Raw genomic sequence first — 8,482 nt, 5'->3', positions numbered from 1 at the left:
CCGTAGAACAGTGTTGTGTGGAAAGCTGTGGAAGGCGTTTCGCCGTTGAGGACGTCCACAGGGTTTCCGTAGAACAGTGTTGTGTGGAAAGGCCAATCACGGACGTACGCGGCCAGGTCGCTGTCAAAAGCGTGTTTCCGTAGAACAGTGTTGTGTGGAAAGCCAGCAATCTTCGGCTTCACAATAAGCTTGCCATTCTTAATCTTGTTTCCGTAGAACAGTGTTGTGTGGAAAGAAGCCTTCCATGATTCTCTGAAATGTTTTTTCGTCGGGTTTCCGTAGAACAGTGTTGTGTGGAAAGTATGAGACCTAGCTCTACAACATCCTCAAGGAGGACATCCCTGTTTCCGTAGAACAGTGTTGTGTGGAAAGTCGAGCAGAGCCTGAGCGTCGCCGAGGTCGATGTGCAAGTTTCCGTAGAACAGTATTGTGTTAAATTCCGAAAGCCCCTCCAAAGAAGGACAGAAGTTGTGTTAACCCTCAAAACAGTACACACCTTAAGAGGATCCTCGACACACCTTCAAGTATTTTCCTTTGGTGACGGGGTACTTCCATGTGTTTGAGAAGTGACATCCGCAGGGAGCTCTTGGTTAACAAAATCTTTTTTACGGTTAACATCGTCTTAAAAAGACGGGGGATGATTTATGGAGACCGCGGGGGAAGACGTGTTGTTCGAGTACCTCAGAAGCCTCAAACCCGGGGAGGACGTTCTAATCGAATACACCTCCAGGGAACCGGTTCATATACTCCTGCACCTCATCCTGAGGTGTCTGCAGAAGAAAGAATTTCCAGTTATTATAGTGGATGAACTCGACCAGCTCCACGTCTTTAGAACCCAGATGAAGCTGGCGGGCATCGATACCAAGCTCATCGACGATGCAAACGTCATAAAAATCGGCGGTCTGCTCAAGACCGGAAACGTCCTCGGCAAGGTTGACCTCAGCAAGGAGTTCCCCATAAGGAAAAAGCACTACGAAGAAGCCCTGAAGAGGGTAAACGCGGACTACACCGTCAGGATCGTGCTCGGCTTTGACAAGGTTCTGGCGATGCATGAGGGGGAGATGAGGGACCTGGAGTCCCTTTTTGGCTACATGATCAGGCCGTACCTTGGCGATGAAAGCAGGACAACGGTCTACTTCATAAACACAGAGCTTTTCAGCGAGAGGACCCGCAAAGAGCTCCGGGAGCACGCCAGCAGGGTCGTCAAGGTGAGGTTCGAGGACGACCGCATCAAGCTCAAAATCATAAAGTCGCCTTTCCTGTCGGAATACGGGAAAAGGATAGAAATAGAGGTCAAAAACACCTGACCCTCAGTCCTCCAGCCATATCTCCAGCCTCTGCTTTCCTTTTCCAAGGCTGGAGCGCTTGAACTTCTTCAGGTGCCCTATCTCCTTTATGTCCCTCACGTGCGTCCCGCCGCAGGGTATGACCTCGAAGTCCCTTATCTGGGTGTAGCGGGTCTCCCCTTCCCACCATATCCTCATCTCGCCGCCCTCGTCAACGAGCCTGTTGAATGTCTCTATGATCTGTCCCTTCCACTGGTTTACGTTCTCCGGGTAGAGTATGTCGTAGCGTCCCTTCTCGACGCTCATGCCGCTTCCGTAGAGCTCCCACTCACCGGGCAGGACGACGTTGAGGACGTGCTCCATGAGGTGCATTGCCGTGTGGATCCTCATGAGCCTGTACCTGTAGTCCCAGTCCAGCTTTAGCTCGACCTCGTCTCCGGCCTTGAACTTCTCGGGCTCAGCAACAACGTGCCACACGTTCCCGGCGTCGTCCTTGTAGACGTCAAGGACCTCTACACCGTTTATCCAGCCCCTGTCGTGGGGCTGGCCGCCGCCGGTAGGGTAGAAAACCGTCTGGTCGAGCAGAAGGGTGTTGTCTCTGACTTCCAGAACCTTCGCTTTAGCCTCCTTCAGATAGGCGTCCTCGTAGTAGAGCTTGCGGGTCACCTTTATCACCCCAGAAGAGTTGAACCCCAGCATTTAAATGAATATCGAAAAGGAAAAGGCTCACCGCCTCTTCCAGAAGACTATGGCACCGACCACGAGCAGGAGCGCCACCGCTATTGCTATTATCTGCTGGGTTTCGCTCAGGCGGCTCTTCTCCTCGGGAACGGTGTACCTTATCGTCGCCGTGGTGTGGTTGGAGAGCATCTTGGTGACGTCCTCAGCGGGTGCGCCGTAGCGTATAAAGACGTTTGAGACTATCTTGAGGCTGTTCCCTTCCCTCACGACGGTCATGGTGAACCTGTTGCCGTTGAGGTTCTCGCTTATGTTGTCCGGCACCTCGAGGAACTTTCCGCCGTCGGGGAGGTTTATGGTGAGGTAGAGGGTGTGATTGACCCCGTATTCCATCCTGTCCGTCAGGCCGTTCGTGAGGCCGAGCGTCGGGTCGAACTGGTAAACGTACGAGCCGTTCTCGAATGTGGTGAAGTTCCTCAGCATGTACTCGGCGTCTATCACCAGCGGGGCGTCGGTCTCGTTTAGGCCGAGTATCCTGACCTTGCCGCTGTCAACGAGGGCGCCCCTGTAGCCGAGGGCTATCGAGTACGTCCTCAGAATGTACTCCGTAGCGTTTTCAACGCCGTAGGAGATTATCTCCTTCTTTCTGGCCTCGACCTCGGACTTGGGCTCGATGTACTCGTCCCTCATGTGGAGCCTGACGCTGCCGTTGCTGTATATGTCCAGTGTGACGTACTCGTTCATCACACTGCTCTGGTAGTGCTCCTCACCCTTGTAGGGGGCCTTATAGCGGATATAATAGTCCTTGTAGCTGCCGAAGAGGGCTTTATACCCATCGGGAGGCAGAAACGGCTCAAGGTAGATGTAGGAGTTAACTATAACCGTGTCCCCCTTGACTTCGGAGGTGACGAAGAACTTGCTCGTGTTGTACTGCTGGGCGAAGGCCTTCGGATACATTATGAGCGTTGCGTTCTCGGGGAGCTTGATGATGAAGGTGCTGTTGATGTCTATGGCGAAGGGAAGTCCCGTATCGGGGATGTTTATCGTCGCGTAGCCCCTCGTGGGGTCTATGCGAACCTCCCAGTAGTCACCGTAGGAGTAATACCTTGAGAAGTTTAGGGCTATGGCGTTGAAAACGAGGGTTATGTTGGTGCCCTCGGCAATGCCGTAGGACTTTATGCTCTCGTTGGTGAGGTTCATCCCGGACTGGGTGAGGCTCTCAACGTATCTCTGGAGCTGCTCCTCCTCGAACTTCGCTATGGCCTCCTCCATCGTCATGCTGCCGTTCCGGGTCTCGTTGAGGATTTGTTCAATCTGTTTCTGGATCTCGTCTTTGGGTTCAAGCCACACGGTCTTCAGGGTGATGTTGGCGTTTCCGTTGGGCATAACCACTATGGTAAAAACGAAGTCCTGTTTGTACGTTTTCGGCTGAAAATCCTCCGCAAGCCCGAAATTCGGGCCAATGAGAGGCGTCAGTAGAATCGCGGCGAAAATCACCGCAAGCACTCTCTTCATTACACACTACCTCCATTCCATCTGTACTGGTAAGTAGCGCCACGTTGGAGTATTTAACTTTATCTCAGAAGTAGGGAAAGAAAAACCTGACAAAAGGCAAGGAAAAGCAGAAAAATCAGAAATCACTTCTCCCACTTGGAGAGGTCCACCTCGCCCTCCGTTTTGGCCACTATGGTCGTTCCTGCAAGGTCGCCGGTGACGTTGACCATGGTCCTGCCCATGTCGAGGATGGCGTCGATGCCGAGTATCATGGCGTAGGCAAGGGCGACGGGGCTTCCCTCAGTCAGCTCGAGACCGACGCTCTGGAGCACCATGGCGAGCATTATCGCACCCGCCCCTGGAACGCCGGCGGTTCCAATGGATGCCAGCACTGCTGTGAGTATAACGATCAACTGCTGCTCAAGGGTCAGCGGCTGGCCGATGGCATAGGCTACGAAGAGAACCGTGACGCCCTGGTAGAGCGCCGTTCCATCCATGTTTATCGTCGCACCGAGGGGCAGCGTGAAGGAGAATATTCCCCTGTCAACACCCATCTCTTCCTCGGCGACGCGCATGGTGACAGGCAGGGTTCCGCTGGAGCTCCTTGTAACGAAGGCCGTAATCATTGCGTCCTTGGCCTTCTTGAGGAACTTGATGAGGTCGATGCCAAAGACCCTCAGGAGGAGGCCGTATACCAGGACTATCTGGAGTATGAGGCCGAGGTAAACTGCAACCACGACCTTGACCAGGGGACCAGCCACGTTGGGTCCGAAAGTGCCGACGACGTAGTAGATGAGGGCAAAGACACCTACGGGCGCGTACTGCATGACGCCGGCAACTATCTTGTACATCGCCTCGGCGGCGGCATCGACGACCTTGTAGAGGGTTTCGGAGGCCGTTCTAAGCCTCTCATCCTTGCTGTTCATAAGGTAGCTGATGGCTATTCCAAAGACTATGGCGAAGAATATCGTGGGCAGCACCTGACCGTTTGAGAAGGCTGCAAACGGGTTGGTGGGCACTATGTTGAGGAGCGTTTGAACGAGAGAAGGTGCCTCTGCCTGTATTGCTTTTCCTGCACCGGTTCCCAGCTCTATTCCACTGCCCGGCTTGAAGATGTTGCCCATCAGCAGGCCGAAGAACACTGCGAAGGCCGAGGTGGCCAGATAGTAGAGGATTATCTTGACGCCGACCCTTCCAAGCCTCGCTGGGTTGATGCTGGCGGCACCGACTATCAGTGAGAACAGTATGATGGGCATCACCAGCATCTTCAGCAGGCGGATGAACAGGTCGCCAAGAGGCTTGAGAGTGCCTGCATAGCCCGGCAGCAGTATTCCGGCAACAATACCAAGAATCAAGCCGGCAAGAATCTTTTGAAGCACTGGTATGTCCAGATATGCTCTAAGCAGACCCTTTCCCATCGGATACCCCCCATTTAATCAAATCTGGGCATCAGCATAAGACATAAACATCCGATAATATATTAACTTTCTGGGTAAAACTGTGGCAAAATGACAAATAAATCAAAGAAATCTTAACGAAACATCACCGTACAGGACTCTCCTTAGCTGTCCGCCAATGTCAAGCAGCAGTGACCCGTCATCTAAGACGTCCACTGCACGCCCTATAAGAACATTATCGTCCTCAATGACCCTGACGGTTCTTCCGAGGATAAAAGTTCTCTCGCGGACTTTGGCCATCATTAGCTCTGGCATCTCAAGAAAGACCCTGTACCAGCCGTCCAGATGGAAGAGAAGCCTCTCAAGAACCCGTTCCAGTGGCACCCTTGCACCAATGAAGTTTACCATCGCAGTTGCGCTTTCCCTCAGCTCCTCCGGGAGTGGATTGTTGACGTTTAGACCAATTCCCAGGACGGTGTATTCTCCAGCCTTTCCCTCGGTAAGCACACCGGAGATCTTTTTGCCTCCAGCCCAGACGTCGTTTGGCCACTTTATTCCGGAGGGGATCCCAAAGTCAGCCAGGGTGTCCGAGACCGCCAAAGCCCCCACGAAAACGAGCCTTCCATCGAGTCGGGGAGGCTTGAGGATCACACTCAACCAGAGACCCCCCTCCGGGGAGGCCCACGAGCGCCCTCTCCTGCCCCTTCCTGCAGTCTGCCTTTTTGCAACCACGACCGTGCCCTCGGGAACCTCTGGAGCGATTCTCTTGGCGTATTCGTTCGTCGAATCCACCTCATCGAGGTCGATGACCCTGATACCAATGACCCGGTTCTTTTTTTCCATCCAACCACCACCAGAAACTCGACCCCCGCCTTAAACAGGTTTCTGTCAAGGAAAACCTTAAATCCTTGGAGAGTATATCACTCCAGGTGATTAGTATGGATGCGTACCAGAACGTTGGCATTAAGCGCAGGATTGGGAGGTTCTTCCGGAGGGACGGAAGGGCGCTTATATTCGCCATGGATCACGGCTTCGAGCACGGCCCGACCGACTTCGAGGAGCACTGGGAGCACGTCAACCCGAGGATAATCCTCAGGAAGGTCATCAGGGCCGGTGTTGACGGCGTCATGATGCTCCCCGGCCTAGCAAGAATCGCCGGCGACGAGCTCAAGCCCAGCGTGGGGCTCATGATAAAGCTCACCAGCAAGACCGAACTTAGGCCTAAGGACGACCAGCTCCTCCAGAGCCAGCTGGGCTTTGTCGAGGACGCTGTAAAGCTCGGCGCCGATGCCATAGCCGCAACGGTTTACTGGGGCTCACCGCAGGAGGACGCCATGATGCGCCAGTTCGCCGAAATAGCGAGCTACGCCCACGACCTCGGCTTTCCGGTGGTTCAGTTCGCCTACCCGAGGGGTCCCTACATCAGCGAGAAGTATAGAAAGAAGGAGGACTACAGGGTTGTAATGTACGGGGCAAGGGCGGCCGTCGAGAGCGGTGCAGACATGATAAAGACCTACTGGACGGGTTCAAGGGAGACCTTCGCAAAGGTCGTTGAGGCCGCCGCGGGAGTTCCGGTTCTCCTGAGCGGAGGGGCAAAGACCGAGAACCCGCTCGACTTCCTGAAGGTCGTTTACGATGTCGTCGAGGCAGGTGGAGCCGGGGCCGTCGTCGGCAGGAACATCTTCCAGCGCGAGAACCCCGAGCCGCTCATAAAGGCCCTCATAAGGGTAATCCACCGCAATGAGGAGCCAGAGGAGGCTGCGAAGGCAGAAGGGCTTATATGAGCCCTCTCTTTTCTGACTTTACTTTCGTCAATTGACGGACTTGGCTTCTCCTAACGTCGTTAGGCTTTTATACCGCCCCGCTTATTTTCTCGATATACTCTGTAAGGAGGGAGCAACATGGCAAGGGTCGAAATCATCGACACCACGTTTAGGGACGCACACCAGTCACTTATAGCAACGCGCCTGCAGACGGAGGACATGCTGGCGATAGCCGAGAAGATGGACAGGATAGGCTTCTACTCGATGGAGGTCTGGGGAGGGGCGACCTTCGACGTCTGCATCCGCTACCTCAACGAAGACCCCTGGGAAAGGCTGAGGCTCCTGCGGGAGCACATCAGAAAGACGAAACTCCAGATGCTTCTCAGGGGGCAGAACGTTGTCGGCTACAGGCACTATCCCGACGACGTGGTCGAGAAGTTCGTTGAGCTGGCTCACAAGAATGGAATCGACATCTTCAGGGTTTTCGATGCCCTAAACGACATAAGAAACATGGAGGTGGCGATAAGGAAGGCAAAGGAAGTGGGGGCGGAGGTTCAGGGGGCGATAGCCTACACGACCGGGAAGGTGTTCACCCTCGAATACTACATGAAAAAAGTCGAAGAGCTCCTGGGGCTTGACGTTGACGTGATAACGATAAAGGACATGGCTGCCCTGCTCACGCCATGGAAGGCCTATGAACTGGTGAGCGAGATAAAGGAAACCTACGGTGTCCCCGTCAACGTCCACACGCACTCGACGACGGGGATGGCGGTCGCCACCTACCTGAAGGCCGTGGAAGCGGGGGCGGACTACATAGACACGGCGATAAGCCCGCTGGCCTTTGGGACAGCCCAGCCGGGAATACAGACGATATGGCACGCCCTGCCGGAGGCCGTTGGCGGCCACCTGGACAGGGATGTGATACACGAGGTCTCGCGCTACCTGAAGAGGCTTTTGGAGGAGAAATACTCCGGAATGCTGTCCAAGGAAGCGCTGATGGTGAATCCCTACGTCCTCAAATATCAGGTTCCGGGGGGCATGTACTCCAACCTCATAGCCCAGCTTAAGGAGATGAAGGCGCTGGACAAGCTCGATGAGGTTCTGAACGAGATTCCGCGCGTTAGGGAGGATCTCGGCTGGCCGCCGCTGGTAACCCCCACGAGCCAGATAGTTGGAACCCAGGCTGTCCTCAACGTGCTCTTCGGAAGGTACGAGCGCATAACCGAGGAGGTCAAGAACTACATCAGAGGGCTCTACGGAAGACCGCCGGGGGAGATAAACCCCGAGCTGAAGGCAAAGATCCTCGGGGACGAGGAGCCAATAACCGCCCGGCCCGGAAGTCTGCTGGAGCACCAGCTCGATGGGTGCAGGAAAAAACTTGAAGAGCTGGGATACCTTGAGAAAGAGGAGGACGTTCTGACCTACTGCCTCTTCCCCCAGGTAGCGCTTGAGTTCTTCAAGAGGAGAAAGGAGGGCACGAGGAAGCCAAAATTCCCGCCGGCGGTTCAGAGGTTCAAGCTTTACGTCAATGGCGTCGAGTTCGAAGTCGGCGTTGAAGGTATCGACCTGAGCGCGCTGAAGTATCTGCCCCAGACGGTGAGCGCTGGTGATGTCGGAGCATCGAGGCCAGCTCCAGCCGCGGTTTCCCCTCCAGCGCCGGCGCCGGCAGCACAAACTGCCCCAACAACCCCAGTCCGGGGTGTCCCTGCGCCCCCGTCTCCTGCTCCGGTTGCTGGTGAGGGTGTTGTCACCGCGCCAATGCCGGGCAAGGTTTTGAGGATTCTCGTGAGGGAAGGAGAGCAAGTCAAAACCGGCCAAGGACTACTCGTCCTCGAAGCAATGAAAATGGAAAACGAAATACCAG

Annotated in this window: 7 protein-coding genes and 1 CRISPR repeat array; of the genes, 3 read left to right on the top strand and 4 right to left on the bottom strand. The window is 54.8% G+C overall.

Going from position 1 to position 8,482, the window contains the following annotated elements; translation table 11 throughout:
- Nucleotide 1: 1 nt before the first annotated feature.
- A CRISPR array of direct repeats spans nucleotides 2-439; the repeat unit is 24 nt; unit sequence CGTAGAACAGTGTTGTGTGGAAAG.
- 205 nt (nucleotides 440-644) lie between these two features.
- Nucleotides 645-1,307, top strand: coding sequence for a DUF257 family protein (locus F7C11_RS11420; protein ID WP_297093556.1), 663 nt, complete (start codon nucleotides 645-647; stop codon nucleotides 1,305-1,307).
- A 3-nt stretch (nucleotides 1,308-1,310) separates the two neighbouring features.
- On the opposite strand, the gene F7C11_RS11415 is transcribed toward F7C11_RS11420, so the two are convergent.
- The 4 genes from F7C11_RS11415 to F7C11_RS11400 all read right to left on the bottom strand — a co-directional run bounded on the left by F7C11_RS11415 (nucleotide 1,311) and on the right by F7C11_RS11400 (nucleotide 5,698).
- Nucleotides 1,311-1,952, bottom strand: a complete 642-nt coding sequence (locus tag F7C11_RS11415; RefSeq protein WP_297093554.1) for an alanyl-tRNA editing protein — start codon at nucleotides 1,950-1,952, stop codon at nucleotides 1,311-1,313.
- A gap of 60 nt (nucleotides 1,953-2,012) precedes the next feature.
- Nucleotides 2,013-3,479, bottom strand: a complete 1,467-nt coding sequence (locus tag F7C11_RS11410) for an exodeoxyribonuclease VII small subunit (RefSeq protein WP_297093552.1) — start codon at nucleotides 3,477-3,479, stop codon at nucleotides 2,013-2,015.
- Between the two features lie 122 nt (nucleotides 3,480-3,601).
- Nucleotides 3,602-4,876 carry a dicarboxylate/amino acid:cation symporter gene (locus F7C11_RS11405; protein WP_297093549.1) on the bottom strand — a complete coding sequence of 425 codons (1,275 nt, stop codon included), beginning with the start codon at nucleotides 4,874-4,876 and terminating at the stop codon, nucleotides 3,602-3,604.
- A gap of 102 nt (nucleotides 4,877-4,978) precedes the next feature.
- On the bottom strand, nucleotides 4,979-5,698 hold the full coding sequence (locus tag F7C11_RS11400) for a biotin--[acetyl-CoA-carboxylase] ligase (RefSeq protein WP_297093547.1): 720 nt from the start codon (nucleotides 5,696-5,698) through the stop codon (nucleotides 4,979-4,981).
- Between the two features lie 95 nt (nucleotides 5,699-5,793).
- On the opposite strand from F7C11_RS11400, the gene fba reads away from it, so the two are divergent.
- Both fba and F7C11_RS11390 read left to right on the top strand, forming a co-directional pair.
- Nucleotides 5,794-6,639, top strand: a complete 846-nt coding sequence (gene fba, locus F7C11_RS11395; protein ID WP_297093558.1) for a class I fructose-bisphosphate aldolase — start codon at nucleotides 5,794-5,796, stop codon at nucleotides 6,637-6,639.
- Between the two features lie 117 nt (nucleotides 6,640-6,756).
- A partial coding sequence (locus F7C11_RS11390; RefSeq protein ID WP_297093545.1) for a pyruvate/oxaloacetate carboxyltransferase occupies nucleotides 6,757-8,482 on the top strand: 1,726 nt, incomplete at its 3' end.

Source organism: Thermococcus sp., assembly GCF_015521605.1.
Classification (GTDB): domain Archaea; phylum Methanobacteriota_B; class Thermococci; order Thermococcales; family Thermococcaceae; genus Thermococcus.
The sequence above is the reverse complement of the archived record's forward strand: the minus strand, read 5'-3'. Positions and strand labels throughout refer to the sequence as shown.